The organism is Faecalibacterium sp. 3, assembly GCF_048323735.1.
Taxonomy (GTDB): Bacteria; Bacillota; Clostridia; order Oscillospirales; family Ruminococcaceae; genus Faecalibacterium; species Faecalibacterium wellingii.
Window position 1 is genome coordinate 896,232 of sequence record NZ_JBLWFN010000001.1, and the last position, 25,647, is coordinate 921,878.

General features: G+C 57.8%; 24 protein-coding genes, 1 tRNA gene and 1 other annotated feature. Of the genes, 19 read left to right on the forward strand and 6 right to left on the reverse strand.

Going from position 1 to position 25,647, the window contains the following annotated elements; all coding sequences use genetic code 11:
- The first annotated feature begins 9 nt into the window (after positions 1-9).
- From ACNSPV_RS04130 to ACNSPV_RS04145, 4 genes are all read left to right on the forward strand, one after another.
- A complete protein-coding gene (locus ACNSPV_RS04130) occupies positions 10-1,035 on the forward strand; it encodes a branched-chain amino acid ABC transporter permease (protein WP_249237968.1) in 1,026 nt (341 codons plus the stop codon).
- Positions 1,028-1,867 carry an ABC transporter ATP-binding protein gene (locus tag ACNSPV_RS04135; protein WP_348584511.1) on the forward strand — a complete coding sequence of 280 codons (840 nt, stop codon included), beginning with the start codon at positions 1,028-1,030 and terminating at the stop codon, positions 1,865-1,867. The genes ACNSPV_RS04130 and ACNSPV_RS04135 overlap by 8 nt, the downstream gene beginning before the upstream one ends.
- A gap of 3 nt (positions 1,868-1,870) precedes the next feature.
- Positions 1,871-2,584, forward strand: a complete 714-nt coding sequence (locus tag ACNSPV_RS04140) for an ABC transporter ATP-binding protein (protein WP_249237967.1) — start codon at positions 1,871-1,873, stop codon at positions 2,582-2,584.
- 206 nt (positions 2,585-2,790) lie between these two features.
- Positions 2,791-3,735: a tRNA-dihydrouridine synthase family protein gene (locus ACNSPV_RS04145; protein WP_348584510.1), complete on the forward strand. Its 945-nt coding sequence runs from the start codon at positions 2,791-2,793 to the stop codon at positions 3,733-3,735.
- A 131-nt stretch (positions 3,736-3,866) separates the two neighbouring features.
- Here ACNSPV_RS04145 and ACNSPV_RS04150 read toward each other — a convergent pair whose 3' ends face one another.
- Positions 3,867-4,112, reverse strand: coding sequence for an IreB family regulatory phosphoprotein (locus tag ACNSPV_RS04150; RefSeq protein WP_249237965.1), 246 nt, complete (start codon positions 4,110-4,112; stop codon positions 3,867-3,869).
- A gap of 162 nt (positions 4,113-4,274) precedes the next feature.
- Between ACNSPV_RS04150 and ACNSPV_RS04155 the strand changes: the two genes are divergently transcribed.
- Together ACNSPV_RS04155 and ACNSPV_RS04160 are read left to right on the forward strand one after the other, a co-directional pair.
- Positions 4,275-4,685, forward strand: a complete 411-nt coding sequence (locus tag ACNSPV_RS04155; protein WP_249237964.1) for a holo-ACP synthase — start codon at positions 4,275-4,277, stop codon at positions 4,683-4,685.
- A 123-nt stretch (positions 4,686-4,808) separates the two neighbouring features.
- Positions 4,809-5,159, forward strand: coding sequence for a type II toxin-antitoxin system PemK/MazF family toxin (locus tag ACNSPV_RS04160; RefSeq protein ID WP_348584508.1), 351 nt, complete (start codon positions 4,809-4,811; stop codon positions 5,157-5,159).
- A gap of 127 nt (positions 5,160-5,286) precedes the next feature.
- Here the strand turns inward: ACNSPV_RS04160 and asnA are convergent, their stop codons facing one another.
- Positions 5,287-6,300, reverse strand: coding sequence for an aspartate--ammonia ligase (asnA, locus tag ACNSPV_RS04165; protein ID WP_249237963.1), 1,014 nt, complete (start codon positions 6,298-6,300; stop codon positions 5,287-5,289).
- Between the two features lie 272 nt (positions 6,301-6,572).
- On the opposite strand from asnA, the gene ACNSPV_RS04170 reads away from it, so the two are divergent.
- Positions 6,573-8,024 (forward strand): aminoacyl-histidine dipeptidase, encoded by a 1,452-nt coding sequence (locus tag ACNSPV_RS04170; RefSeq protein ID WP_348584507.1) that lies wholly within the window; start codon positions 6,573-6,575, stop codon positions 8,022-8,024.
- A gap of 128 nt (positions 8,025-8,152) precedes the next feature.
- Here the strand turns inward: ACNSPV_RS04170 and ACNSPV_RS04175 are convergent, their stop codons facing one another.
- Positions 8,153-9,250 (reverse strand): dipeptide epimerase, encoded by a 1,098-nt coding sequence (locus ACNSPV_RS04175; protein ID WP_249237961.1) that lies wholly within the window; start codon positions 9,248-9,250, stop codon positions 8,153-8,155.
- 135 nt (positions 9,251-9,385) lie between these two features.
- Here ACNSPV_RS04175 and ACNSPV_RS04180 point away from each other — a divergent pair, with 135 nt between their 5' ends.
- Positions 9,386-10,549 (forward strand): DUF819 domain-containing protein, encoded by a 1,164-nt coding sequence (locus ACNSPV_RS04180; RefSeq protein WP_339395442.1) that lies wholly within the window; start codon positions 9,386-9,388, stop codon positions 10,547-10,549.
- Positions 10,550-10,721: 172 nt separating this feature from the next.
- Here the strand turns inward: ACNSPV_RS04180 and cysK are convergent, their stop codons facing one another.
- A complete protein-coding gene (gene cysK / locus ACNSPV_RS04185; protein WP_339395441.1) occupies positions 10,722-11,654 on the reverse strand; it encodes a cysteine synthase A in 933 nt (310 codons plus the stop codon).
- 221 nt (positions 11,655-11,875) lie between these two features.
- On the opposite strand from cysK, the gene ACNSPV_RS04190 reads away from it, so the two are divergent.
- From ACNSPV_RS04190 to ACNSPV_RS04200, 3 genes are all read left to right on the forward strand, one after another.
- A complete protein-coding gene (locus ACNSPV_RS04190; protein WP_249237959.1) occupies positions 11,876-12,307 on the forward strand; it encodes an RrF2 family transcriptional regulator in 432 nt (143 codons plus the stop codon).
- Positions 12,308-12,547: 240 nt separating this feature from the next.
- On the forward strand, positions 12,548-12,859 hold the full coding sequence (locus ACNSPV_RS04195) for a CidA/LrgA family protein (RefSeq protein WP_418265425.1): 312 nt from the start codon (positions 12,548-12,550) through the stop codon (positions 12,857-12,859).
- Positions 12,840-13,547: an LrgB family protein gene (locus ACNSPV_RS04200; RefSeq protein WP_249237956.1), complete on the forward strand. Its 708-nt coding sequence runs from the start codon at positions 12,840-12,842 to the stop codon at positions 13,545-13,547. The genes ACNSPV_RS04195 and ACNSPV_RS04200 overlap by 20 nt, the downstream gene beginning before the upstream one ends.
- 397 nt (positions 13,548-13,944) lie before the next feature.
- Here the strand turns inward: ACNSPV_RS04200 and ACNSPV_RS04205 are convergent, their stop codons facing one another.
- Together ACNSPV_RS04205 and ACNSPV_RS04210 are read right to left on the reverse strand one after the other, a co-directional pair.
- Positions 13,945-15,855, reverse strand: a complete 1,911-nt coding sequence (locus ACNSPV_RS04205) for a hypothetical protein (protein ID WP_339395439.1) — start codon at positions 15,853-15,855, stop codon at positions 13,945-13,947.
- Between the two features lie 7 nt (positions 15,856-15,862).
- Entirely contained in the window at positions 15,863-17,962 is a 2,100-nt protein-coding gene (locus ACNSPV_RS04210; protein WP_348584505.1) for an efflux RND transporter permease subunit, read from the reverse strand.
- 255 nt (positions 17,963-18,217) lie between these two features.
- On the opposite strand from ACNSPV_RS04210, the gene ACNSPV_RS04215 reads away from it, so the two are divergent.
- The 8 genes from ACNSPV_RS04215 to ACNSPV_RS04250 all read left to right on the forward strand — a co-directional run bounded on the left by ACNSPV_RS04215 (position 18,218) and on the right by ACNSPV_RS04250 (position 25,246).
- Complete coding sequence (locus tag ACNSPV_RS04215; RefSeq protein WP_348584504.1) at positions 18,218-18,820, forward strand: TetR/AcrR family transcriptional regulator; 603 nt, start codon at positions 18,218-18,220, stop codon at positions 18,818-18,820.
- Positions 18,821-18,887: 67 nt separating this feature from the next.
- A tRNA-Val gene (locus ACNSPV_RS04220) sits at positions 18,888-18,963 on the forward strand.
- Positions 18,964-19,380: 417 nt separating this feature from the next.
- Positions 19,381-20,079, forward strand: a complete 699-nt coding sequence (locus ACNSPV_RS04225) for a transglutaminase family protein (RefSeq protein WP_348584503.1) — start codon at positions 19,381-19,383, stop codon at positions 20,077-20,079.
- A gap of 587 nt (positions 20,080-20,666) precedes the next feature.
- Positions 20,667-21,488 carry a glycoside hydrolase family 2 protein gene (locus ACNSPV_RS04230; RefSeq protein ID WP_348584501.1) on the forward strand — a complete coding sequence of 274 codons (822 nt, stop codon included), beginning with the start codon at positions 20,667-20,669 and terminating at the stop codon, positions 21,486-21,488.
- Entirely contained in the window at positions 21,488-22,093 is a 606-nt protein-coding gene (locus ACNSPV_RS04235; RefSeq protein WP_348584500.1) for an MFS transporter, read from the forward strand. The genes ACNSPV_RS04230 and ACNSPV_RS04235 overlap by 1 nt, the downstream gene beginning before the upstream one ends.
- Before the next feature lie 256 nt (positions 22,094-22,349).
- Positions 22,350-22,982: an SGNH/GDSL hydrolase family protein gene (locus ACNSPV_RS04240; protein WP_339395430.1), complete on the forward strand. Its 633-nt coding sequence runs from the start codon at positions 22,350-22,352 to the stop codon at positions 22,980-22,982.
- A 24-nt stretch (positions 22,983-23,006) separates the two neighbouring features.
- On the forward strand, positions 23,007-23,735 hold the full coding sequence (locus tag ACNSPV_RS04245) for a GntR family transcriptional regulator (protein ID WP_339395429.1): 729 nt from the start codon (positions 23,007-23,009) through the stop codon (positions 23,733-23,735).
- Positions 23,736-24,193: 458 nt separating this feature from the next.
- Positions 24,194-25,246: a DctP family TRAP transporter solute-binding subunit gene (locus tag ACNSPV_RS04250; RefSeq protein WP_337795643.1), complete on the forward strand. Its 1,053-nt coding sequence runs from the start codon at positions 24,194-24,196 to the stop codon at positions 25,244-25,246.
- Positions 25,247-25,342: 96 nt separating this feature from the next.
- Positions 25,343-25,596, forward strand: a binding site (T-box leader).
- The last annotated feature ends 51 nt before the right edge of the window (positions 25,597-25,647 follow it).

Below are 25,647 nucleotides of genomic sequence, written 5' to 3' on the forward strand. Positions count from 1 at the left end.
GGCATGAAGATGAATACCAAACGCAAAACGCTCAAAATGCCCGTGCGCTACCTGATGAACGCCGTGCTGGTGGCTCTGCTGTTTGTGGGCCTGTCCTTCCTCACCCAGAACGTGCTGTCCACCTACCAGAACAAGGTGCTGCTCACCGTGGGCATCAACATCATTCTGGCTGTCTCGCTGAACATCGCCACCGGTTATCTGGGCCAGCTGCCGCTGGGCCACGCCGGTTTCATGGCTGTGGGTGCCTACACCTGCGCTTTGTTCACCAAGTACAGCAATCTGCCCTCCGGCGTTGCTTTTGTCGTGGGTCTGGTTCTGGCCTGCATCGTGGCTGCGCTGTTCGGCGTGCTGATCGGCATTCCCGCCCTGCGCCTGACCGGTGACTATCTGGCCATCCTGACGCTGGGCTTTGGCGAGATCATCCGCATCACCCTGAACAACATCGATGATGTGCTGGGCTTCAAGCTGTTCTACGGTGCCAAGGGCCTGAAGAACATTCCCAAATATTCCAACTACTGGAACGTGTTCCTGTGCGTGGTCATCACCTGCTTTGCCATCCACGCCATGATGAAGAGCCGTCATGGCCGCGCCGTGCTGGCCATCCGCGACAACGAGATCGCAGCCGAGAGCTGCGGCATCCAGACTACTTATTATAAGGTCATGGCCTTTGCCTTCTCGGCTGCCTTCGCCGGTCTGGCCGGCGGTCTGTACGCCTGCTATCTGGGCGTTCTGGACCCCTCCACCTTCGGCTTTATGAAGTCCATCGAGATTCTGGTCATGGTGGTTCTGGGCGGCATGGGCTCCATGCTGGGCTCCATCCTGTCCGCGACCGTGCTGACCATCCTGCCCGAGGCTACCCGCAGCTTTGAGAGCTACCGCATGGTGGTCTACTCGCTGGTGCTGATCCTGATGATGATCTTCCGCCCGGGCGGACTGCTTGGCAGCTATGACTTCTCCATGAGCCGCATCGTGGAAAAGATCATGAACGGCGAGCTGTTCCGCAAAAAAGCAAAGGAGGGTGCAGACCATGAGTGAGTTCCAGACCAAGTTACACAGTGTGCCCTCCGGCGGCTTCCTGACCGACCGCGACATGGACAAAAAGCCCATTCTGGACGTGCGTGAGCTGGGCATCGACTTCGGCGGTCTGACCGCCGTGGACGGCTTCAACCTGATGATCGGCCGCAACGAGATCACCGGTCTGATCGGCCCCAACGGTGCCGGCAAGACCACCGTGTTCAACCTGCTGACCAACGTCTACCAGCCCACCCGCGGCTCCATCCTGATCGATGGCATGCCCACCGCCGGCAAAAAGACCTATCAGGTCAACCGCATGGGCGTGGCCCGCACCTTCCAGAATATCCGCCTGTTCAAGGAACTGAGCGTCATCGACAACATCAAGGTGGGCCTGCATGAATCCATGAAGTACAATCTGGCCTCCTCTCTGATCCGCCTGCCCAACTACTGGAAGGAAGAGAAGAAGTGCACCGAACGTGCTCTGGAGCTGCTGGATATCTTCCACATGACAGACCTTGCCAATGTTCAGGCCGGCAGCCTGCCCTACGGCGCACAGCGCCGTCTGGAGATCATGCGTGCACTGGCCACCAGCCCGAAGCTGCTGCTGCTGGACGAGCCTGCTGCCGGTATGAACCCCTCCGAGACCGCGGAGCTGACCGAGACCATCCGCCGCATCCGCGACGAGTTCAACATCGCCGTGCTGCTGATCGAGCATGACATGAGTCTGGTCATGGGCATCTGCGAGGGCATCGCCGTACTGAACTTCGGCCGCATCATCGCCAAGGGCACACCGGATGAGATCCGCAACAACCCGCAGGTCATTGAGGCCTATCTGGGCAAGAAGGAGGGCTGACACATGGCTGATACATTACTGAAGGTCGATAACATCAACGTTTACTACGGCAACATCCACGCCGTCAAGGACATCTCCTTCGAGGTGAATCAGGGCGAGATCGTCACCCTGATCGGTGCCAACGGTGCCGGCAAATCCACCACCCTGAAGACCATTTCCGGCCTGCTGAAGCCCAAGACCGGCGATATCCTGTACAAGGGCAGCAGCATCAAGGGCATGCGCGCCCACAAGATCGTGGAAGCGGGCCTTGCCCACGTGCCGGAAGGCCGCCATGTGTTCCTGCACATGACCGTGGAAGAAAATCTGGATATGGGTGCCTACACCCAGCCCAACTCCACCATTGCCCCCAACAAGGAAAAGGTGTTTGAGCTGTTTCCCCGCCTGAAGGAGCGCCGCAAGCAGCTGGCGGGCACCATGTCCGGCGGCGAACAGCAGATGCTGGCTATGGGCCGCGCCCTGATGAGCAACGCCTCCATGCTGATGCTGGACGAGCCCTCCATGGGCCTTTCGCCGCTGCTGGTGCAGGAGATCTTCGACATCATCCAGAACGTGCACAAGGAAGGCATGACCATCCTGCTGGTGGAGCAGAACGCGCAGATGGCTCTTTCCGTGGCAGACCGCGCCTACGTCCTTGAGACGGGCCGTGTGGTCATGGATGGCACCGGTGCCGAGCTGCTGACCAACGAGCGCGTGCGCAGCGCCTATCTGGGCGGCTGATCGCTGTAAAACAAAAAAGAGCTTCTGCACTGCAAAAGCTCATAAGACGGACCCCAGGACCGCAGGGCTGAAAAGCACCTTGCTGTTCCGGGGTCCTGTTTTTTTACGGCGGCAGGCTCTGCACCGGAAGCAGATACTGCTCCCCCATTGCCGCCCTATTTCATTTATGCTACAATAGCCCTATCAAACATTTTGGAGATCTGCTCATGAACTACTACGCTGCCCCCATGGAGGGCCTGACCGACCGGGTGTGGCGGCAGGCGCACCAGAAATGGTTCGGCCCCGCCGGTGCCGCCGACCGCTATTATGCCCCGTTTCTCTCCCCGCCGGAGAACCGGGTACTGATCAAAAAGAAGATGGCCGAACTGGCCCCCGCAGCCAACCCCGGCGCACCGGTGATCCCGCAGCTGCTGGCAAAGGACGGGGAGCTGGCCGCATGGATGATCGGCGAACTGCGCAAACTGGGCTACACCGAGGTGAATCTGAACCTCGGCTGTCCAGCCGGCACGGTAACGGCCAAGGGCAAGGGTTCCGGGATGCTGCGGGACCTTGCAAAGCTGGATGCCTTCCTTGCTGCCGTGTTTGCCAATGCGGAGGGGCCCATCTCGGTCAAGACCCGGCTGGGTGTGGACAAGCCGGAGGAGTTTGCCGCCATTCTGGACATTTATAACCAGTATCCCATCTGTGAGCTGACCATCCACCCGCGCGTGATGCGTCAGCAGTACCGCGGACAGGCCGACCGTGCAGCCTTTGCTGCCGCCCTGCCCGGGTGCCGGATGCCGGTGTGCTACAACGGCGATGTGACCACTGCCGCCGACCTGCACATGCTGGAAGAACAGTACCCGCAGCTGTCCGGCATCATGGTTGGGCGCGGTATCATTGCGGACCCTGCCCTGTTCCGGGTGGCGCGCGGCGGTACGCCGGCCGCACGGGAAGAGCTGCGGGGCTATCTCGATGACCTTTACCACGGCTACACCGAGCTGTTCGGCAGTGCCGGGTGTGCCGTCAGCCGGATGAAAGGGCACTGGTTCTACCTGATCCACAAATTTGAAGGCTCCGAAAAGCTGGAAAAGCAGCTGCGCAAGGCCCGGGAACCGTGGGAGTATGAGGTGGTGGTGAACCAGATCTTTACGCTGCCATTCCGGCCGTAACGATCGGCATGGCCTCCGTTTCACTCTGGCCATCTTCACCGGAGGGGCTGTGACGGTAAACAGCATCTGCATTCTATTATGAAAAAGCCCCGCCATCTGAAAGACAGCGGGGCCTGAGCAGATAAGGGGTATCAGACGTTCAGATAGCTGCGCAGCATGGCCTGCAGCAGATCGTCCCGATCCACCTTACGGATCAGGGCACGGGCATTCTTGTAGGTCGTGATGTAGGTGGGGTCTTCGGACAGGATATAGCCCACCAGCTGATTGACCGGATTATAGCCTTTTTCCTTTAAAGCATCGTACACCTGCTGCACGATCTCATGGATCTCATAGTCCTTTTTGTCGTGGATCGAAAAAATAGCAGTCTCGCCACTCACGGAATACACCCCCTTAGGAAGAACTACGTTCATTGTACACGAATTGCGGGGAAACTTCAAGATAAACGGACCGGATTTGCACAGTTTGCATAAAATTTCCGGTTCAGATTTTGCAGGCTGACGACCTGCAGCGCCGCAAATGCGGCAGAAGGAGGCCTTTTTATGCTGTATGGCATCGGCTGCGACCTGTGCGAGCTGGCACATCTGGAAAAAAGCCTTACCGGCGCACATGCTGCGGCCTTTGTCCGCCGGGTCTACGGCGAGGCCGAGCGTGCCGCTCTCGGGCTGGACGCTCCCCTCCCCGCCGGGCGCAGCGCAGCCCACCGGCTGGCCAGTGCTGCTGCCAACTTTGCCGCCAAGGAAGCCTTTTTAAAGGCAGCAGGCACCGGCCTGCGGGAGCCCTTTTCGCTTTGTGAGATCGAAGCCATCCGGCAGGAAAACGGCGCACCGGCCTATCGCTTCAGCGGAAGGACGGCAGAATGGGTGCAGGCCCGCAGCCTGACCGCCCGGCTCTCCCTGAGCCACGAAGGCGGCATGGCGCTGGCATTCTGTACACTGGAAACGGAAACCTGAGCCGCTTCTGTGCATACAATGGAATATCCCCCGTGCTTCCTGCTCATACTGAGAGCAGACGAACGATGCGCCGGACGCATCACATAGCGGGGCGCATCCTCCAAATGCAGGGAGGGAGATTCCATGGAGGTACACAGAGGAGAAGTTTTTTACGCGGATCTTTCGCCGGTGGTGGGGTCCGAGCAGGGCGGCGTGCGGCCGGTGCTGATCGTGCAGAACGAGATCGGCAACCGGCACAGCCCCACCGTCATTGCAGCGGCCATTACATCCCGGCTGGGCAAAGCCCGCCTGCCTACCCACATCAACATCCGGGCGGCGGACACCGGCCTTGCCAAGGACAGCGTGGTGCTGCTGGAACAGATCCGCACGCTTGATAAGCACCGCCTGCGGGAGCGGGCCGGGCAGATCACACCGGAAGACCAGAAACGGGTGGATCAGGCTCTGGATGTCAGTCTCGGACTCACGTCCTATTGAGCGTCTGCCGGGAAGTGAAATCGTATACAAAGCAAAAAGACCCGGGATCTTTTCGAGCCATTTCGGCCCTGAAAGGTCCCGGGTCTTATACGATCTTTTTCAGCAGGCAGTCCTGTGGACGGAACGCTTACAGCAGCGGAATGCCCGCCTTGGCGCAGGCTTCACGGGTGGCAGCGTCCCAGACGCTGGCCTGCACCTCGCCGATGTGGGCGCTGCCCAGCAGCAGCATGCACAGACGGCTCTGGCCGATGCCGCCGCCGATGGAGTAGGGCAGCTCACCGTTCAGCACGGCCTTGTGGAAGGGCAGAGCACGGCGGTCATCGCAGCCGGCCATGGTCAGCTGCCTGTCCATGCTCTCGGGGCTGACGCGGATGCCCATGCTGCTCAGCTCGTAGCTGCACTGCAGCGGGTCGTTCCAGAACAGCAGGTCGCCGTTCAGATCCCAGTCGTCATAGTCGGGGGCACGGCCGTCATGGGGCTTGCCGCTCTTGAGCGGAGCGCCGATTTTCATCAGGAAGGTGGTGCCGTTCTCCTTCACAAAGGCGTTCTCGCGCTCCTTCGGGGTCAGGTCGGGATACTTGTCCTCCAGCTCCTGGGTGGTGATGAAGGTGACGTTGGGGCTGTGCAGCGGCAGCTCCTGCAGCTGGGGGAACATGGCGTGCAGGTTCATTTCGGTGGCGCAGACGGCAGACACGATGGAGCGCACCACGCTCTTCAGGTATGCTTCGTTGCGGTCCTCCAGACGGATCGCCTTTTCCCAGTCCCACTGATCCACATAGACGGAGTGCAGGTTGTCCAGCTCTTCATCCCGGCGGATGGCGTTCATATCGCAGTACAGGCCCTTGCCCACATGGAAGTCGTAGTCCTTCAGAGCTTTGCGCTTCCACTTTGCCAGCGACTGCACCACCTGTGCCTCAATGCCGCTGTCCTTGATATCAAAGGTGACCTTGCGCTCCACACCGTTCAGGTCGTCGTTCAGGCCGGTGGACGCTTCCAGAAACAGCGGAGCGGACACGCGGTACAGGTTCAGCGTGGCGCACAGAGTGTCGGCAAACAGGCGCTTGACCGTGCCGATGGCGCGCTGGGTGTCGTACAGGTTCAGCGCAGGCGTGTAGTTTGCAGGAATGATGGTCTTGCTCATAAAGGATACCCCTCTTCTTGTTGGATTCCGGCCCTGCTTTCCCGGTACAGGGCGCAGTTTTTGAACCAAAAAATACTGGCTCCATTATGGCACATTTTCTTATGAAAGTAAAGTGAGGCGGCAAAAAAAGAGTACCCCGCGCAAGCCGCAGGAGCATCCCCGGTTTTGAGGGCACATGTTACGACTCAGAATTTAGTGATTGTGTCCGGCCCCGGAATCTGCTAGAATACAAAAAGGAAGTTTTTTCACTATATTATAAGGAGTGGGTCATTATGGGCGTATTAACCAAACTGGAACCGGCATCGGTTTTTCATTATTTTGAAGAGATCTGCAGCATCCCGCACACCTCTCATCACGAAAAGGCACTGAGCGACTACTGCGTGCAGTTTGCAAAGGCGCACGGCCTTGCCTGCCGTCAGGACGAAATGGGCAATGTGCTCATCAAAGCACCGGCCACGCCGGGCTACGAGAACCAGCCTGCCCTGATCCTGCAGGGCCATCTGGACATGGTGGGCGACAAGACCGCTGCCTGCCCGCTGGATCTGGAAAAGGATGCCATCCAGCTGGTGGTGGACGGCGATTATGTCCGCGCCGAGGGCACTACGCTGGGCGGCGACGACGGCATTGCCGTGGCCTACGCACTGGCTGTGCTGGACGCAAAGGACATCCCCCACCCTGCGCTGGAGGTCGTGCTGACCGTCTGCGAGGAGGTGGGCCTGCTGGGTGCATCTGCCATGGAGCTTTCCGATCTGGAAGGCCGCCTGCTCATCAACATCGACTCAGAGGAAGAGGGGGTGCTGACCGCAGGCTGTGCAGGCGGACGCCGCGTTGAATGCCATCTGCCCGTCACCCGTGCAGCTGTGACCGGCACCGCCGTAAAGGCAGACGTGACCGGCCTTGTGGGCGGGCACTCCGGCACCGAGATCCACAAAGGCCGCGCCAACGCCATCGCCCTGCTGGGCCGCTGGCTGACCCTGCTGACCGAAAACGGCGTGGACTACACGGTGCTGGCCCTTTCCGGCGGTGCAAAGGAGAACGTCATCCCCAAGGAAAGCAGCGTCACACTGGTGCTGCCCACCGGCATCACGGAGGGCGTCCGTGCGGCCTCTGCCCAGTTTGCCGCTCAGATGAAGGCCGAATACGGCACGGCCGACCCGGAGATCTGTCTGCAGCTCACCGAACAGGGCTGCGGCGGGTATCAGGCACTGGACGGTGCTTCTGTCCAGCGGCTGCGCAAGGCCCTGCTCCTGATGCCATGGGGCGTGCAGGCCATGAGCATGGATGTGCCGGGCCTTGTGGAGACCTCGCTGAACCTCGGCGTTGCCGAACTGGACGACAGCGAAGCCATCCTGCGCTTCTCCCTGCGCAGCTCGGTGCCCTCGGCGAAGGAGCTGCTGAGCTGCAAGCTGCAGACCCTGACCGAGCTGCTGGGCGGCACCGTGCGGTTCCACGGCGACTATCCCGCTTGGACCTACGCCCGCGAAAGTGCCCTGCGCGACCGCTGCGTTGCTATGTACGAGGCACAATACGGTGCAAAGCCCCAGATCGTTGCCATTCATGCAGGTCTGGAATGCGGTATCCTCTCGGGCAAGATCGACGGGCTGGACTGCATCTCCTTTGGCCCGAACCTGCTGCATGTCCACACCCCCAATGAGCGCGCCGATATTGCATCGGTGGCCCGCGTGTGGGAGTACCTGAAGGCTATTCTGGCTTACAAAGCATAAAACCCTCTCAGTCACAGCTTGCGCTGTGCCAGCTCCCCCGAAAGGGGGAGCTTTCTTTGTGCTGACTGTAAAGATGCAAAAAGCTCCCCCTTTCGGGGGAGCTGCTGAACGAAGTGAAGCTGAGAGGGTCAGTCCAAATACTTGATCTTGCCCGGCTCGATGCCCTTGATGCCGAGGCCCGGCTCGTTGGAAACCGTGATCTCCTTTTCGTTGAACACGGCACCGCCGAGGATGGGGTCCTCGCTGCACAGCACGGGGCCGTCCAGATCCACGCGGGTGATGATCTGCTTTGCGCAGGCCAGATGCACGGCGGCATTCACGCTGATCTTGGCTTCCAGCATGCAGCCGATCATGCACTCCACACCGTACACCTCGGCGGCAGATGCGATCTTGAGGGCGTTGTACAGGCCGCCGCACTTCATCAGTTTGATGTTCACAAGGTCTGCGGCTCCCATCTGCATAATGGTCAGTGCGTCCTGCGGGGAGAACACGCTCTCGTCTGCCAGCACCGGCACATAGGAGCGCTCGGTGACGTACTTCAGGCCGTCAAAATCGTGGGCCTTGACCGGCTGCTCCACGAACTCCAGATCCAGTCCCCGCTCCTGCATCCCGTTCAGGATGCGCACGGCCTCTTTCGGGGTCCAGCCCTGATTGGCGTCGATGCGGATGCAGGTCTCCTTGGGCACGGCGGCACGGATGGCGCTCAGGCGGGCGATATCCTTTTCCGGTTCCTTGCCCACCTTGACCTTCAGGCAGTCATAGCCGCGCTGGATGGCGTTCTGCGCGTCCCGCACCATCTCCTCGGGGTCGTTGACGCTGATGGTGATGTCCGTGACGATGGACTTCTTTGCGCCGCCCATCAGCTTGTACACGGGGATCTTGTACAGCTGGCCGTACAGGTCCCACAGGGCCATATCCACGGCGGCCTTGGCACTGGTGTTCTTCTGGATGCAGGCATTCAGGGCGATCATCAGGTCCTCAAAGTCGTCCACATCGCGGCCAATGATGGTCTTTGCGATGTGGTCGCGGATGGCACCGATGATGGCACCCGTGGTGTCGCCGGTGATCACACCGGTAGGAGGTGCTTCACCGTAACCCACCGCGCCGGTGTCGGTGTGGATCTCCACGATGACATCCTCCACGCTGCTGACCGAGCGCAGCGCCGTTTTGAAGGGCACACGCAGCGGCACGGAGATCAATCCGAGACGTACTTCCGTAATTTTCATACAAAACCTACCCCTTTCGAATAAAAAAATATTGCCAGATTCTATGATCTATGGTAACATTGTATACGAAGTTGTCGATGTTGTAAAGACAATTGTCCGTGAAAAAATCGTAAAAAAGGAAAGGGGTCCGGAATTATGATCACCAATGGCTTCACCTATATTGCGGTGCTGATCTTCATTGCCGCAATGCTGGTATGGCTCCAGCGCTATACCAAATCGAAGTTCTTCGACTACGCACCTCCCATCGTTCTGCTGTATCTCATCACCATGATCCTCTGCACGTTGAATGTCTGGGATATGGCTGCCACCAAACCCGCCTACTCTGCCCTCAAGAACAACCTGCTGTATGCAATGATCTTCCTGATGCTGCTGCGCTGCGACATCCGCAAGATCATCAAGCTGGGTCCCAAGATGCTGGGCGGCTTCTTTGCCGCTTCCGTCTCCATCTCGGTGGCCTTCATTGCCACCTTCGCCATCATGAAGGGGCCCCTTGGCTCCGAAGCATGGAAGGCACTGGGCGCTCTGTGCGGCAGCTGGATGGGCGGCTCCGGCAACATGATCGCCGTGCAGGCTGCGCTGGACATCGGCGAAGGTGACATGGCCTACGCACTGGTGGTGGACTCCATCGACTACTCCATCTGGGTCATGTTCCTGCTGTGGGCCATCAATCTGGCTCCCAAGTTCAACAAGTGGGTCAAGGCCGACACCACCACGCTGGACGAAGTGTCCCGCCGTCTGGAAGAGGACGCAAAGGCCAACGAGGACAAGGCCAGCTTTGTCAACCTGATCTTCCTGCTGGGTCTGGCTCTGGTGATCTCCGCCTTCGGTCAGGACATCGGCGCAACCCTGAACAGCGCAATGCCCTTCCTGGACAAGGCCACCTGGACCGTCCTGCTCATCACGCTGTCCGGCCTGATCGGCGCTGTCACCCCCGTGGGCCGCATGGCAGGCAGCACCGAGCTGTCCAACCTGCTGCTGTACTCTGTGGTGGCTCTGCTTGCCTCCCGCGCAAGCTTCCTGGAGCTGACCGATGCACCCGCATGGATCCTGGCAGGCTTTATGATCCTTGCCATCCACGGCATCGTTCTGGTGCTGCTGGCAAAGATCTTCCATCTGGATATGTTCACCTGCGGCGTGGCATCTCTGGCAAACATCGGCGGTTCCGCATCTGCTCCCATTCTGGCCGGTGCCTACAGCGGCGCTCTGGTGCCCGTTGGCGTTCTGATGGCTCTGATGGGTTACGTTATCGGCACGGCAGGCGGCCTGATCACCGCAAACATCATGTCGCTGCTGGCATAATGTCTCCGGCTTATAACGCAGTCCGGGGCCGTTGAAACCAACGCGGCCTCAGCTTACAACAAAAAAAGAGATAGGCGGCCCCTTCCGGGGAAGCCTATCTCTTTTTTATCGGGACTGTTTTGCAGTCGTCCCTTTCATCTCGTCCGCGCAGGACCGGGACGGTCCCGGAGCATCACTCTGCAAACAGCGGAGTGGAAAGATAACGGTCGCCGGTATCGGGCAGCAGGACCACGATGTTCTTACCGGCATTCTCCGGGCGCTTTGCCAGCTGCAGCGCAGCATATACGGCGGCACCGGAGGAGATGCCCACCAGAACGCCTTCCTTGTGGCCGATCAGACGTCCGGTGGCAAAGGCGTCATCGTTCTCCACCGCGATGACCTCGTCATACACCTTGGTGTCCAGCACGTCCGGCACAAAGCCTGCGCCGATGCCCTGGATCTTGTGCGCACCTGCAACGCCCTTGCTCAGCACGGGAGAAGAGGCAGGCTCCACGGCAACCACCTTGACGTCCGGGTTCTTGCTCTTCAGGTACTGGCCCACGCCGGTGACGGTGCCGCCGGTGCCGACGCCGGCCACAAAGATATCCACCTTGCCATCGGTATCCTCCCAGATCTCGGGGCCGGTGGTCTCGATGTGTGCCTGCGGATTGGCCGGGTTCACGAACTGGCCGGGGATGAAGGAATCGGGGATCTCCTTTGCCAGCTCATCTGCCTTGGCAATGGCGCCCTTCATACCCTTTGCGCCTTCGCTGAGCACCAGTTCTGCGCCATAGGCCTTCATCAGCTGGCGGCGCTCCACGCTCATGGTCTCGGGCATCACGATGATGATGCGGTAGCCCTTGGCTGCAGCTACAGCCGCCAGACCGATGCCGGTGTTGCCGGAGGTGGGCTCGATGATGACGGAGCCTTCCTTCAGCAGGCCCTTTTCCTCGGCATCATCGATCATCTTTTTGGCGATGCGGTCCTTGACGGAACCGGCCGGATTGAAGTATTCCAGCTTGGCAATGATATGGGCAGGCAGCTGCTGCTCCTTTTCGATGTGGGTCAGCTCCAGCAGCGGAGTATGACCGATCAGCTGATCTGCGGCAGTATAAATCTTGCTCATTGTAGTTTCCTCCCTGATACAGTTACGGGCACATGTGCCCTGCCGGATGACCCGGTTTTAAATCCTTTATACCAACATTGTTTGTGGGTTTGATGGTATTATAGTCTCCCTTGGGTCGCTTGTCAATGGATTTTTTGAAAAAAGTGGGATTGAAATATTATTTACCCTGTTGTATAATAGGTTAAAATTCAATTTATAACCAGCAAAGGAAGTACCGTATTATGATCGTGTCCACCAAAGGGCGCTATGCACTGCGCGTGATGATCGACCTTGCCGAACATCAGTCCGAAAAATATGTTCCCCTCAAAGAAGTCGCCGCCCGTCAGGAGATCTCGGAGAAGTATCTGGAAAACATCCTCAAGGTGCTGGTGCAGAACGGCTTTTTGGAGGGCCTGCGCGGCAAGGGCGGCGGCTACCGCCTGACCCGCAGCCCGGACCAGTACACCGTAGGCGAGATCCTGATGCTGACCGAAGGAAGTCTGGCCCCGGTGTCCTGCCTGACCCCCGGTGCGGCCTCCTGCTCCCGCATGGCCAACTGCCGCACCTATGAAATGTGGAAGGGCCTGAACGACCTGATCTCCAACTACTTCGGCAATATCACTCTGGCCGATCTGGCCCTGCCCGATCAGGCCGGGAATGACTATGTGATCTGAGAAAGCTCCGCCATCGGCGCACCGTTTCTGCGGTGCGCCTTTTTTTGCACAGTTCTGGGAAAAATGTGCAGTTTTTCTTATCCAGAATCACGGTTGATGGTTTGGAGCTCCTGCGGTATACTTTACATTCGATGTGACTTTTTACACTTTTACCCGAGGAAGGAGCGTTTTGCTACGAAATACATTTTTCAGTTTGCACGCATTCTTGCGTTTTGCTTTTTAGGTGAGATCCTTCACTGTGTGCTGCCCCTGCCGGTGCCGGCCAGCGTGTACGGGCTGGTGCTTTTGCTGCTGGCTTTGAACTTCCGGCTGATCAAGCTGGAGGACGTAAAAGAGGTGGGCACCTACCTGACCGGCATCTTCCCGCTGCTGTTCGTGCCCGCTGCCGCCGGTGTGATGGAGCTGTGGGCAGAAATGGGCGAAATGCTGCTGCCCATCCTCATTGCCATCATCCCGGTGACGGTGCTGGTGATGGTAAGCGCAGGCAAGACCACGCAGGCCCTGAGCGGCCGCAAAAACAAGGAGGCCGACAATGACGCAGCTGCTGAATGATTTTCTGTCCGGCTCTGCCGCATGGGGCGTGCTGCTCACACTGGCCGCTTTTGCGCTGGGCGCCCTCATCAATAAGCTGACCGGCAAGGCCATCTTCAACCCGCTGCTGCTGGGCAGCATTTTTGTCATCGTGTTTCTTTCGGTGTGTAAGATCCCGTATGCGGACTATAAGATCAGCGCAGCACCGGTGAATTACCTGCTGCTGCCCGCCACAGTGGCGCTGGCCATCCCGCTGTATGAGAAGATCGACCTGCTGAAAGAGAATGCCGCCGCCATCATTGCGGGCATTTCGGTGGGCACGCTGGTGAGCCTTGGCAGCGCGCTGGCGCTGGCACTGGCGCTGGACCTGACCCGGGAGCAGTATGCCACCCTGCTGCCCAAGTCCGTGACCACCGCCATCAGCATGGATGTGGCCGCAGAGCTGGGCGGTATTGCGGCGCTGACCGGTGCCATCGTGATCGTCACCGGCATCGTGGGTGCCCTGCTGGCCGAGACCGTGTGCAAGCTGTTCCATATCACCGACCCCATTGCCAAGGGCGTGGGCATCGGCACTGCAGCCCACGCCGTGGGCACCAGCAAGGCCCTGCAGATGGGCGAGGTGGAAGGTGCCATGAGCGGCCTTTCCATTGCCGTGGCCGGTGTGCTGACCGCCGTGCTCTGCCCGGTGTTCGTGAACCTGATCAATTAAACGATTTAAAATGGCCGCCGCGTTCGCTCTGCAACAGCGACGACCGCTGCCAGCGGCAGAAACAGGAAGGAGCTGTTGGGGCCGCGGCCTGCAAGATGCGAGTGCCGTCCAAGGCACGAGGCAGCTGCAGGGAGCCGCAACCCGAATATATCAGCGGAAATTTTTTGATATTGCAGATCAGCCAGGCCCGCAGGCCTGGCTGATTTGCTTTTTCACGAAAGGGGCCGGAAAGGAAAACGGCATCTGCCTGCGCAGGCTCTCTGCCGGAGCAGCTGTGTGGAAGGAAGAAGCTGACATAAAATGGTCGCAAAGCAGAAGCCCCCGGCTGCGAATTGCAGCCGGGGGCTTCTGCTTCTCTATGAAAAGAGGTTCATCATGAGTTCTCGGAAATGGCTTATCAGAACTTGAACAGGTTCACGATGCGCTGCCACAGACGGGTGAAGATGTTGCCTTCCTTCACGGTCTCGGTCTCGGCTGCCGCAACATCCACAGAGGCAGCCGTCTCGGCGGTCTTATAGACGAACTTGACGCTGCTCTCGGCATCATCCGGTGCACCGGCAAAGCTGGTGTAGTCGTTCAGACGGTCGGTCATCTCGTCCAGCACGGTCTTCAGGCCATGGAGCTGATCCTGATCCAGCGCGCCGGTCAGCTTGGAGATGCCTTCCTCGTTGAACTGGTTCAGACCGTCGTTCAGCCGGCCTGCGCCGTCATTCAACTGACCTGCACCGGTGTTCAGGGTGTTCACGCCGTCATACAGGGTCTTGGTGCCTGCAGCCAGCTGTGCGCTGCCATCCTTTGCGGAGTGGGCACCGTCCGCAGCGGTCTGCACGCCTGCGGTGTACTGGTTCACGCTGGAAACAAAGAACTGGATCTGAGAAAGGCTGGTCTTCAGGGCGCGGACATCGGCCATATCCTGACTGTTCTCCACCTGATACTTCAGCTCAGCCTTGGCGGCGTTCTTGGCATCCTCGCTGGTCAGCAGCTGTACCAGACCGCACAGCATGGAGGGGTCGTAGTTCTGCATCAGCTTGAGGGCTGCTTCCAGATCGTGGTTCGTCTTGGTCGCGGACAGGTACAGGGCCAGATCCAGCTGGCTGTCCTTGAAGCTGGGAGCCTGCTCCCACACGGTGCGCACGATCTTGCGGCGTCCGGCAGCGAGGGTCTTATCGTTCATGGTGAGGATGTTGTCGATCACAGCCTCGTAGTTCGACCATGTCATGTCCTCGTCGATCAGGCCGCCTTCCTTCAGGGTCTTGTTGGCAGAAGCCAGCACACCGTCCGCCACCTGCTGGGCACCGGCGTTCAGTGCTGCATTGTTGGCACTCAGGGTGTCCAGACCGTTGGTCAGCTGGCCAAGGCCGTCGTCCAGAGCGGCAGCGCCGTTGTTCAGGGTGTTGGCACCGTCCAGCAGGGCCAGAACACCGTTTGCCAGCTGAGAGGTACCGTCCACCAGCTGGGAAGCGCCGTCCATGAGCTGGCTCATGGCGTCGTTCAGCTGGTTGATGCCGTCGGTCAGGTCGTTGATGCTGCTCAGGTCGAACACGTTGCTCGTGCCCAGAGCGGCCGTGCTGGTGGCGCAGGCCACCATGACCTGCGGGCAGGTCAGCTCAGTGACATCTGCCTCAACGGTAACGGTATCCTGCAGATAGTCTTCGATGCTGTCCACCTCATCGGGCAGCAGGCCGGACAGGGAATCCTTCACGCCCGGCAGGGTGACAAAGGCGGCAACGCTGCTCTTGGCGGCGCTCTCGACCATGCCGTGTTCTGCGGTCACGTTGGAAGCATCCCCGCCCAGAATAACGCCCACAGCGGTGATCAGCGGGGTGACGATGGTGCGGTCCTTGCCGTTCACGTTCACGGTGCCGGTCTCATTGTTCTTCAGGGCAACGGTCACGGTCAGATGGCCGCTCTTGCCGATGAGGTCTTCCAGCGCAGCTTCCTGCCCGTCCAGAGCGTAGGTCACCTTCACATCGATGGGCAGGGCCTTGTCGGTATTGCCCTTGTAGTAAACATCGGTGTCCTCGGTGTTCCAGACCAGCTCTTCGCCGTTCTGGGTGAACTCGGCATCGCTCTCGGTGTTCTGGATGTCGGTCAGGGTGGTCTTGTCGGTGACGCCGGACAGGCCGGAGGCACTGTACAGGTGCTCGCTGACGGTAGTGTTCTTGATGGAGCCGTCGCCGTTCATCACGGCATAGACGGTCTCAGATTTGGAAAAGCTGCTCTTACCAGCTGCAAATGCAGGCATGGCGCAGCCTGCGGCGAGTGTCAGAGCCAGCGCCGCACTGGCGAAACGAAGCGATTTTTTCATAACGCAATTACTCCTTTTCAGACTTCTTGGCGTTGGCGGATTCGGGTATCATCCACTTGAGGGTGGTGTGGCGGATGATCCAGTCGCACAGCATCAGGGCTGCGGGCAGCATCACCAGAATGACCACCATGCTGATCAGTGCGCCGCGGGAGATCAGCAGGCAGATGCTCTTCAGCAGCTCCATCTTACTGATGGCAGCCACACCGACGGTGGCGGCAAAGAAGGTCAGGCCGCTGGTCAGGATGGACTGGCTGCAGTGCTCCAGCGACTGCTGGGCGGCTTCCTTCGGGGTGCGGCCAAAGGCGCGCTCCTCGTGGTAACGGGTGGTCATCAGGATGGAGTAGTCCACGGTAGCACCCAGCTGGATGGTGCCGATGACGATGCTGGCAATGAAGGGCAGCTGCGTACCGGTGAAGTACGGGATGCCCATGTTGATGGCGATGGCGGCTTCAATGCTGGCCACCAGCAGCGCCGGGATGGAAATGCTCTTGAAGGAAACGGCGATGATGACCAGAACGGCCATGATGGACCAGACGTTGACGTTCTTGAAGTCCACATCTGCCACTTCGATCAGGTCCTTGGTCATGGCACCCTCGCCGGTGATGACGCCCTCAGGGTCTACGTTCTTGATCAGGCCGATCATCTCGTCCAGCTGGTTGTTGATGGCATCCGTGCCGGTCTTATAGGAGCTGTTGGCCAAAATCAGCTTGTAGCCGCCGGACTGCAGGATCTCCATGATGCTGTCGGGCAGCAGCTCGGTCTGGAAGCCCGGGCCGGTGATGGAATCCAGACTCACCACCTGCGTAATGCCGTCCACGTCCTTGAGTTCATCGCACAGGTCGCTCACCTCGGTGGCGGTCAGGTCGTCATGCACCAGAATAAAGTGGCTGGTGGTCATGCCGAAGTCCTCGCCCAGCTTGTTGGTGCCCACGATGCCGGTCAGGTCCTGCGGCAGGGAGTCAAACAGGGTGTAGTACACCTCGGTCTTGTTCTGCGCGATGGCAAAGGGGATGAGGACGAGGATAAAGACGACCACGATGGGCACCGAGTGGTTGGAAACAAAGTAGCTGAGCTTTTTCAGCTTGGGGATCACGGTGCGGTGCTTGTACTTTTCCACCCATTTATCAAAGGTAAGGATCAGGGAGGGCAGGATGACCACGGTGCAGATGACGCCGAGGGCAACGCCCTTTGCCATGACAAGGCCGATATCGCGGCCCAGCGTCAGGCGCATGGCACACAGTGCAAGGAAGCCTGCAATGGTGGTCAGGCTGGAAGCGGAAATGGAGGTCATGGTCTTGCAGATGGCGCTGGTCATGGCCTCCTCGTTGGAAGAGCGCAGCTCCTTCTCTTCCTGATAGCGGTGCAGCAGGAAGATGGAGAAGTCCATCGTGACGCCCAGCTGCAGCACGGTGGCCAGTGCTTCGGTGATGTAGCTGATCTGGCCCAGAAAGATGTTGGTGCCGAAGTTGTACGCAATGGGGAACAAAAGGCCCAGCATGAACAGCAGCGGGGTGATGGTGCTTTCCAGCGAAAGGAACAGCACCAGCAGGCTGGCACCCACGGCGATCAGGATGTACATGGGCATTTCCTGATTGACCAGTGCCTTGGTGTCCTGCAGGATGACGCTCATACCGCCGAAGAAGCAGTCCTTGCGCAGCAGCTTTTCGATCTGAGCGACGGCTTCCATGGTCTCGTCGCTGGCGCTGGGAGCGTCAAAGCGAACGATCAGCATGGTGGAATCGTTCTTGCCGAACATGAACTGCTGCACATCGGCGGGCAGCATCTCGGTGGGGATGCTGGGGTCGATCACATCGCTGAGCCAGAAGGTCTGGGTGACGCCGGGAACGGCTTCGATATCCTTCTTCATGGCGATGAGCTCGTTTGTGGGCAGGCCCTCTACCGTGATCATACCGGTGGAGGCCAGATGGAAATCGTCCTCAAGGGCTACCTCGCCGATCATGGAATCCAGATCCTGCGGCAGGTAGGTGAGGATGTCATAGTTGATGCGGGTGGCGATCGCGCCGATCGCGGAAGGGATCAACAGCAGGAATGCTACTGTTAAGATCAGCTTGCGCAACCGCACGATGCCCTGTGCGATCTTTTTCATGAGAACCCTCCATAGAAAGTGGTTTGGTTAAAGAATCTTAGTAAAATGACTTTCGGTCATTTCTAAGCAAAATCTATTATAATCATGCCGGACCGGGTGTCAAGAACAAAAAATGACCAGAGGTCAGTTTTCTTATCAACTGCCTGAAATTGTATAAGAATTGGCCCTTGCGCTATCCTGCCCGGACTGCTAAAATATTGATACAGCACGAACGAGCGAGAGAAAACAAGAGGAAAAGAGGAATCGTCAGGGACTATGGGTACCGTGGAGGGCAAAAAGCAGGAGAAGCGCCGGGCGCTGCTGGAGGCAGCCTATGATCTGTTTCTGGAGCGAGGTGCCGCAAAAACCAGCGTGGAGGACATCACCAGCCGGGCCAAGGTGGCCAAGGGCACCTTTTATCTGTATTTTCAGGATAAAGGTGCGGTGATGCAGGCGCTGCTGGGCCGGGTGAGCTACCAGCTGCTGAGCGATGCGTGCGAAGCGGTGGAAAAGCAGACAGAGCTTGAAAACTTCCCGGACAAGATGGTGGCGGTGATCGACCACATCATCGAAGCGCTGCGGAAGGATACGCTGGTGCTCAAGTTTCTGGAGCACAACTTCATATGGCCGGGGCTGGACCAGATCGAGGCCAGCCGCGAAGCCGAGCCGCTGATGCGCAAGCTGCTGAACGCGGTGCTGACCAGCCCGGAAATGGCCGGCCGCACCGAGCGGGAGATCTACCAGCGCATCACGGCACTGGGCAGCATGTGCATGTCGGTGTGCTATTCCAGCGTGCTGGAAGGCAAGCCCGATGACATCGAGGCCATGAAGCCGGTGCTGTATGATATCGTCCGCAGGTCGCTGAAGGTGGAAAAATAAAAAATCACAGAAAAGTATTGCTTTTTTGCACAGGCTGTGGTAAACTATTCAAGTCGATATGACTTATGGACGGTTAGCTCAGCTGGTAGAGCATCTGCTTGACGTGCAGGAGGTCACAGGTTCGAGTCCTGTACCGTCCACCACGAGTCCCCAGACCAAAAGGTCTGGGGACTTTTTTCGTGGTGGCGGTACAGGACTCGAACAGCACGGCCACGCCGCAGGCGGGGCAACAAACACCCCAGTGCAACGACGACGACCGCAGCCTGCGGCTGAAACAGGGAGGAGTTGTTGGGGCAGCGTTCGGATTTTTCAAAGCCCTGCCAAGGGGCTGAAGAAAAATCAGCAAACGCAACCCGTTGCTGTTGCTTAGTGCGCGGTTCCCAATGCGTAGGAATGTCTACCGGGATGACTGCCGTTTTGTGGTGGACGGTACAGGACGAGAACTGGGACAAGCAAAGGCAGGGTATCACCATGAGGGCGATATCCTGCCTTTTGATATTCTTAACAAGGCGTGGTATACTCGGCTTAGTTCAGCAAATCGGAATTTGTGAAGGTGCTTTATGGACAAATATTTAAAAGAAACAAAAATGTTAAATTATTCCAACGCAAACATACAGCAGTTAATTCGGGAAAGACGATGGAAAAATATAAATGAATTTGAACGCTTAAAATCGATTTATGATTTTGTTAGGGATGAAATATTGTTTGGATATAATATTGATGATAATGTTCCTGCATCAAAGGTTTTGGCAGATGGTTATGGACAATGTAATACAAAAGGAACATTGTTTATGGCAATACTAAGGGCATGCAATATTCCTTGCAGGGTACATGGATTCACCATTGATAAAAAATTACAAAAGGGAGCAATGACAGGGATTGTCTATAGAAATGCACCACAAAATGTATTTCATAGTTGGGTTGAAGTTTACTTTGAGGATAGATGGTATGAGTTAGAGGCGTTTATTCTTGATAAAAAGTATTTACAAAAATTACAGGAAAAAAATAGTGATTGTAAAGGTGCATTTTGTGGTTATGGTGTAGCCGTAAAAGACTTCAAAAATCTAATTATAGATTTTGATAGAAATAATACATATATTCAGAGTGAAGGAATTAATCAAGATTTTGGAGTCTATGATTCGCCTGATGACTTGCTAAAAGCACACCATCAAGAAATGTCTGCGATAAAAGCATTTTTATATAAACACTTTGGCAGGCATTTAATGAACCGAAACGTCAAAAAAATTAGAAATTGCTAAATTCGCGTTTGTGGAGCGAAGCGGAACAATGAAAGCCCCAGTGGGGCTTTTAAGCGACCGAACGGTCTTGCGGCAGCAAGATGGAGGGGCCTCGCCCCGACAAGTTCGCGTTTGCAAGTACAGAAACCCTCTCAGGCCGCTTCGCGTCCAGATTCCTCCTTTTGTCACCTGCGGTGACATCTTCCCCCGGCCGGGGGAAGTCATTCCTCTCAGGGGGAGCTTTATGGGTGCTTTCCGTCAGCTGCAAAGAGCTCGCCCTTCCCGGGATCTGCGCAACCATTACGCCGAAATTTCGGAAAAGATCATCTTTCCACTGCAAAAATAAGTTAAGAGAACGGCAGCCGCCGCAGAAGTTCCGGAAACGGAAGGACTGCGGCGGTTTTCTTTTTGCGGCTTGTTGGATACATCTGCTTGTGAAAAACTTACAAATATATTAGTTCACATTTGGCAGTTCAAAACCGAATGCGCACGCAAAACGACCGATTTTCGCACGCATCTTGCGAAATACGGTCACTCTGATAAAATAATGACAAAGATCAGAAAGCAACAAAAAATCACTGTACCACAGCAAAAACAGGAGGAATCGGATGCGTAGTATTGCAAAGCTCATGAAGGACTGGCAGTTCACCGGCCCGAACGGCGTTACCACCGCCGTAGAGCTGCCCCATACATGGAACGCTAAGGACGGTCAGGACGGCGGCAACGATTACTGGCGGGGCTGCTGCACCTACTGCACCCGCTTTGCAGCACCGGTGTACGACCCGGCACAGCAGCAGGTATGGCTGCAATTTGAGGGCGTCAACGCCAGCGCCGCCGTGCTGCTGAACGGTCAGCAGCTCTGCACCCATGACGGCGGCTACTCCACCTTCCGGGCAGAGGTCACGGAACTGCTGCAGGCAGAAAACCAGCTCACGGTGCGGGTGGACAACAGCGTCAACGACCGCGTTTACCCCCAGAAAGCGGACTTCACCTTCTACGGCGGCATCTACCGGGATGTGAGCCTGCTGGTGGTGAACAAGAACCACATCGCACTGGGACACTTTGGCGATACCGGCGTGAAGATCACCCCGGCCCTGCAGGAGAACAGCGCCGACATCCGGGTGGAAACGCTGGTGGAAGGCAGCGGCACCGTGACGGTGGAGCTGCTGGACACCGAGGGCCGCACCGTTGCAAAGGGCGAAGGCGAAAATGCTTCCCTCCATCTGGATGCTCCCCACCTGTGGAACGGCGTCAAAGACCCCTACCTGTACACCTGCGTGGTTCGTCTGCTGCAGGACGGCCAGCCGGTGGACGAAGTGACCACCCGGGTGGGTCTGCGCAGCTTCTCTGTGGATGCTATGTGTGCAGCGTGCCCTTCTTCCTGCTCACCGTCCGCACCAGCCAGAAGGAAGGACAGAAGGCCAGCCTGATGAAGTACGTCAGCGTGGCACTGGTGTGCTATGTGGGCGTGCTGGTGCTGCTGCTGCTCTGGGGCCGCGGCGATGCCTTCACCCTGTCCATTCTGGGCGAGAATGGCCTTTCCATCAATCTGTACACCATCCTGTTCATCGCCTTCTTCGGCATCGGCTACGGTGCCTACTACGCCACTGCCGATATGCCCATCCCCATGGTGGCCGACTGCTCCGACTACGAGACCTACCGCAGCGGCAAGTATATCCCCGGCATCATGGGCACCCTGTTCAGTCTGGTGGACAAGCTGGTGTCCAGCCTGTCCGCTACCGTGGTGGGCATTGCGGTCAGCTTTGTGGGCCTGCAGAGCCTGCCCACCCAGTATGATCCCTACACCCCGGGCATGAACTGGGTGGTCATCGTGCTGTTCTGCATCATTCCCATGGTGGCATGGGCGGCTACCCTCATCGCCATGAAGGGCTATACCCTGACCGGTGCCAAGATGAAGGAGATCCAGGCGGTCAATGCCTGCCGCCGCGATGCAGTGGCCAAGGGCATGAAGCTGGAAGAAGCCATGGACAAGTGGCAGACCATGGATCAGCTGCCGGCGGAATACCGGAGCTGAGGCCCTGCGCGAAGCACCTCTCATTGTGGACGGCTGCCTGAACAAAAGCAGCCGTCCATTTTGTATGCCGGGAAAAGCTTTGAAAAAACTGTTGTGTTTCCCGGCGGCGCAGAGTATAATAAAATCATTCTAAGCGGTTCTTTTGTTGTTTCCGGTTTCCGGCACCTGCACAGCAGCGGCTGCACTGCAAGCCCGGCCTGTCTCCCCAAAACAGGCGCAAAACGCTGTGCAAGCAATGGAAAGGAAGACTGTGAGCATGAAAAATATCCTGTGCTATGGCGATAGCAATACCTTCGGCTTTACCCTGCACGGCGGACGCCACCCTTATGACGTGCGCTGGACCGGGCGGCTGCAGCTGGCCCTTGGCCCGGCGTACCGGGTCATTGAGGAGGGCTGCGGCGGCCGCACCACTGTGTTTGAAGACCCCATCGATCTGGGCCGCAATGGCCGCACCAGTCTGCCGGTGTGCCTTGCCAGCCACAACCCGCTGGATCTGGTCATCCTGATGCTGGGCACCAACGATATGAAGCACTACTTCCAGAACAATGCCTGGAGCATCGGGCAGGGAGTGGCCCAGCTGCTGCACCTGATCCAGACCTATCCCTATGCGCCCAATTATTCTGCCCCGAAGGTGCTGGTGGTCTCGCCCATCCATATCGGGCCGGATGTGGCACACAGCCCCTTCGGCAGCTTCCAGCCGGAAGCCATTGAGATCTCCAAAGGTCTTGCCGCAGAGATACGGCGTGCAGCAGAACAGGCGGGCTGTGCATTCTTTGACGCCGCCGCCGTGGCTGGCCCCTGCGACGAGGACTCCATCCACATGGACGCCGCAAACCACGCAGCGCTGGCCCGGGCACTGGAGCCGCTGGTTCACCAACTGCTGGACTGAGAAACCGTTTTCGGAGAGATGCCTATGCCGACCAAGGAAAACAGCAGCCTGCCGCTGCTCATCAGCCCGCGGCTGGAGGGCGAGAACAACCGCGAATATGCCTACCGCGTGCTGCGGCAGAACATCATCACGCTGCAGTTCGCGCCGGGCCAGACCCTGAGCGAGGCAGAACTGAGCGAAAAGCTGGAAATGAGCCGTACCCCAGTGCATGAGGCTGTGATGATGCTCAAGAACGAGTGGCTCGTGGATGTGCAGGCCCAGCGCGGCAGCAGCGTTTCCATGATCCGCGTGGACTACCTGCGCGAGGGCTTCAATATGCGGCTGATGCTGGAAGCCAGCATCATGCAGCAGCTGGCGGGCCGTCTGACCATGCAGCAGCTCAAGCCGTTTGCCGCCTGCATCGAGGCGCAGGCCAAAGTGGCCAACAGCGGCAACTATGAGACCCCCGGGCAGGAGTTCGTCTCGCTGGACAACGACTTTCATCAGCTGCTGTACCACTATGGCGGTTACGACCGCGCATGGCAGGCTGTGCACAACGTCACCTCGCACTACGACCGGGTGCGCTACATGACCAATGCGGTCATCCGACAGGATGAGAACCGTGTGGTGGAAGAGCACCGCCGCTTTTACAACTACCTCATGCTTGGCATTCCGCCCACGGTGGATATCCGTCAGGAGATGGAGGAACATCTGGGGCATTTCCGCGATGGATTCCAGCAGCTGCTGGAAAAGTTCCCGGATTTCTTCGAGTGATATATCATAACAGGTCAAGACCCGTCAGCAGAGCTGTATCCGCTGGCGGGTCTTTTTTGCTTCACGATATAAAAAGTGCGAATCCACGCTTTTTAAGCAGTTCCGAAGCAAAAGCAGAAACTCGCATCTGTCAATGGATCACATTCAATATATCAGTTAATGCCGTGAATTTTCCAAGAAAATCAGCCTTTGACTCCGTGAAAAAAGGCCGATTCTTGTGCATTATGCTCTATTTTCGCAGAAAATATTCGGCTTGAGAGAATATGCGTTTTCTATTGACGAATCTATCGAAATGAACTAATATATCATTAAAGAGACGGCCATCCCGTCAAAGCAAGATCACCGCCCGGTGTGGGGGCCGGGCCTGACACAAAGCCGGAACACCAACCCGAACGAAGCAAGCAAAAAGAACGCTTACAAGCAAAAAAAAATCAAACAAGCAGAAAAGGAGAAACACTATGCGCATTCACAAGATCAGCCGTCGCAACTTCATGCAGATCACTGGTATTTCAGCTCTGGCAATGGGTCTGGCCGCCTGCGGCGGTTCCTCCAGCAGCACAGCAGCAAGCTCCACCGCATCCCCTGCCGCTTCTTCCGCTGCGGGCAATGCCTCCTACAAGATCACCATTGCGCATCAGCAGGACGAGACCGACTCCATGCATCTGGGTGCTGTGGAGTTCCAGAAGTATGTGCAGGAAAAATCAAACGGCCAGATCGAGGTCGAGATCTTCCCCAACGGCCAGCTGGGCCCCGAGGTGGACATCATCCAGTCCATCCTCTCGCAGGGCGGCTGTGATATCACCTTTACCGGCGAGACCATGCAGACCTACGAGCCGGATCTGGGCATGATCGGTATGCCGTACCTCATCCAGAGCGATGAGCACATGGATAAGGTGCTCAACGGCGAAGTCGGGCAGGAGCTGGAGGACCTGATGGAAGCCGCAGGCATGAAGTGCCTTGCCTACTACACCCGCGGCCCGCGCTACATCACCTCCAACCGCAAGATCACCTGCGTGGCCGACTGCAACAATCTGGTCATCCGCACCCCGGCCGCTGCCATGACCGTGGCCGCCTTTGAAGCATTGGGCGCAAAGCCCACCCCGATGGCTCTGGCCGAGGTGTTCACCTCTTTGCAGCAGGGCACCATTGAGGCACAGGAGAACCCGCTGGCCATGATCTACACCAAGAGCTTCTTTGAGGTGCAGAAGTATCTCATCCTCACCGCGCATCTGCGTGCATGGGTGTATGTGGCCATGGGCAAGGCCCAGTTCGATGCCCTGCCCGCCGAACTGCAGCAGGTGGTGATGGACGGTGCCGCCGCCGCACAGGCCGCCGAGCATCAGCTGTTCCTGGACAACGAGGAAAAATATTACAACGAACTACAGGAAAAGGGCATGGAGTACGTTGAGGTGGATACGCAGGAGTTTGCCGACGCCATGATCGGCGGCGTGCTGCCCACCCTGACCGACAGCCAGAAAAAGCTGTACGATAAGATCGCAGCCCTTGCCTGAACTGCTTTCATCCCTGATGCAAACCAGATGAAAAATCCGACGGGCCCCATCCCTTGACTTTGCCCTTGCGGAAGAGTATACTGCGGGGCAGTGAAATATTCGGCTATGACGAGAAAGAGTACCCGGAAAGAATGCCGCAGAGAGCTGCCGGATGGTGCAAGGCAGTGCAGGGCGTCCGTGGGAAGATCCTCTCCGAGCTTTCCGGCTGAATGGGCAGCATCTGCGCCCCAGTAAGCGGGAACGGCAGGCCCCCGTTATCACGGGCCGCGCATTGTTGGATGCGCACTGAGGGGCCGGGCTTTGCACCGGCAATAAGAGTGGTACCGCAGAGGAATTTTTACGCCTTTGTCTCTTACGAACCGTAAGGGGCAGAGGCGTTTTTATTTGCGGGAAAGCCATTT

Bases quoted from the DNA above. Each gene is read 5' to 3' on its own strand.
- ACNSPV_RS04215 (WP_348584504.1), top strand. From the start codon at position 18,218: ATGGGTACCGTGGAGGGCAAAAAGCAGGAGAAGCGCCGGGCGCTGCTG.
- ACNSPV_RS04235 (WP_348584500.1), top strand. From the start codon at position 21,488: ATGAAGTACGTCAGCGTGGCACTGGTGTGCTATGTGGGCGTGCTGGTG.
- ACNSPV_RS04245 (WP_339395429.1), top strand. From the start codon at position 23,007: ATGCCGACCAAGGAAAACAGCAGCCTGCCGCTGCTCATCAGCCCGCGG.
- cysK (WP_339395441.1), bottom strand. From the start codon at position 11,654: ATGAGCAAGATTTATACTGCCGCAGATCAGCTGATCGGTCATACTCCG.
- ACNSPV_RS04130 (WP_249237968.1), top strand. From the start codon at position 10: ATGAATACCAAACGCAAAACGCTCAAAATGCCCGTGCGCTACCTGATG.
- ACNSPV_RS04225 (WP_348584503.1), top strand. From the start codon at position 19,381: ATGGACAAATATTTAAAAGAAACAAAAATGTTAAATTATTCCAACGCA.
- ACNSPV_RS04250 (WP_337795643.1), top strand. From the start codon at position 24,194: ATGCGCATTCACAAGATCAGCCGTCGCAACTTCATGCAGATCACTGGT.
- ACNSPV_RS04210 (WP_348584505.1), bottom strand. From the start codon at position 17,962: ATGAAAAAGATCGCACAGGGCATCGTGCGGTTGCGCAAGCTGATCTTA.
- ACNSPV_RS04170 (WP_348584507.1), top strand. From the start codon at position 6,573: ATGGGCGTATTAACCAAACTGGAACCGGCATCGGTTTTTCATTATTTT.
- ACNSPV_RS04175 (WP_249237961.1), bottom strand. From the start codon at position 9,250: ATGAAAATTACGGAAGTACGTCTCGGATTGATCTCCGTGCCGCTGCGT.
- ACNSPV_RS04205 (WP_339395439.1), bottom strand. From the start codon at position 15,855: ATGAAAAAATCGCTTCGTTTCGCCAGTGCGGCGCTGGCTCTGACACTC.
- ACNSPV_RS04240 (WP_339395430.1), top strand. From the start codon at position 22,350: ATGAAAAATATCCTGTGCTATGGCGATAGCAATACCTTCGGCTTTACC.
- ACNSPV_RS04135 (WP_348584511.1), top strand. From the start codon at position 1,028: ATGAGTGAGTTCCAGACCAAGTTACACAGTGTGCCCTCCGGCGGCTTC.
- asnA (WP_249237963.1), bottom strand. From the start codon at position 6,300: ATGAGCAAGACCATCATTCCTGCAAACTACACGCCTGCGCTGAACCTG.
- ACNSPV_RS04230 (WP_348584501.1), top strand. From the start codon at position 20,667: ATGCGTAGTATTGCAAAGCTCATGAAGGACTGGCAGTTCACCGGCCCG.
- ACNSPV_RS04180 (WP_339395442.1), top strand. From the start codon at position 9,386: ATGATCACCAATGGCTTCACCTATATTGCGGTGCTGATCTTCATTGCC.
- ACNSPV_RS04190 (WP_249237959.1), top strand. From the start codon at position 11,876: ATGATCGTGTCCACCAAAGGGCGCTATGCACTGCGCGTGATGATCGAC.
- ACNSPV_RS04160 (WP_348584508.1), top strand. From the start codon at position 4,809: ATGGAGGTACACAGAGGAGAAGTTTTTTACGCGGATCTTTCGCCGGTG.
- ACNSPV_RS04145 (WP_348584510.1), top strand. From the start codon at position 2,791: ATGAACTACTACGCTGCCCCCATGGAGGGCCTGACCGACCGGGTGTGG.
- ACNSPV_RS04200 (WP_249237956.1), top strand. From the start codon at position 12,840: ATGACGCAGCTGCTGAATGATTTTCTGTCCGGCTCTGCCGCATGGGGC.
- ACNSPV_RS04140 (WP_249237967.1), top strand. From the start codon at position 1,871: ATGGCTGATACATTACTGAAGGTCGATAACATCAACGTTTACTACGGC.
- ACNSPV_RS04155 (WP_249237964.1), top strand. From the start codon at position 4,275: ATGCTGTATGGCATCGGCTGCGACCTGTGCGAGCTGGCACATCTGGAA.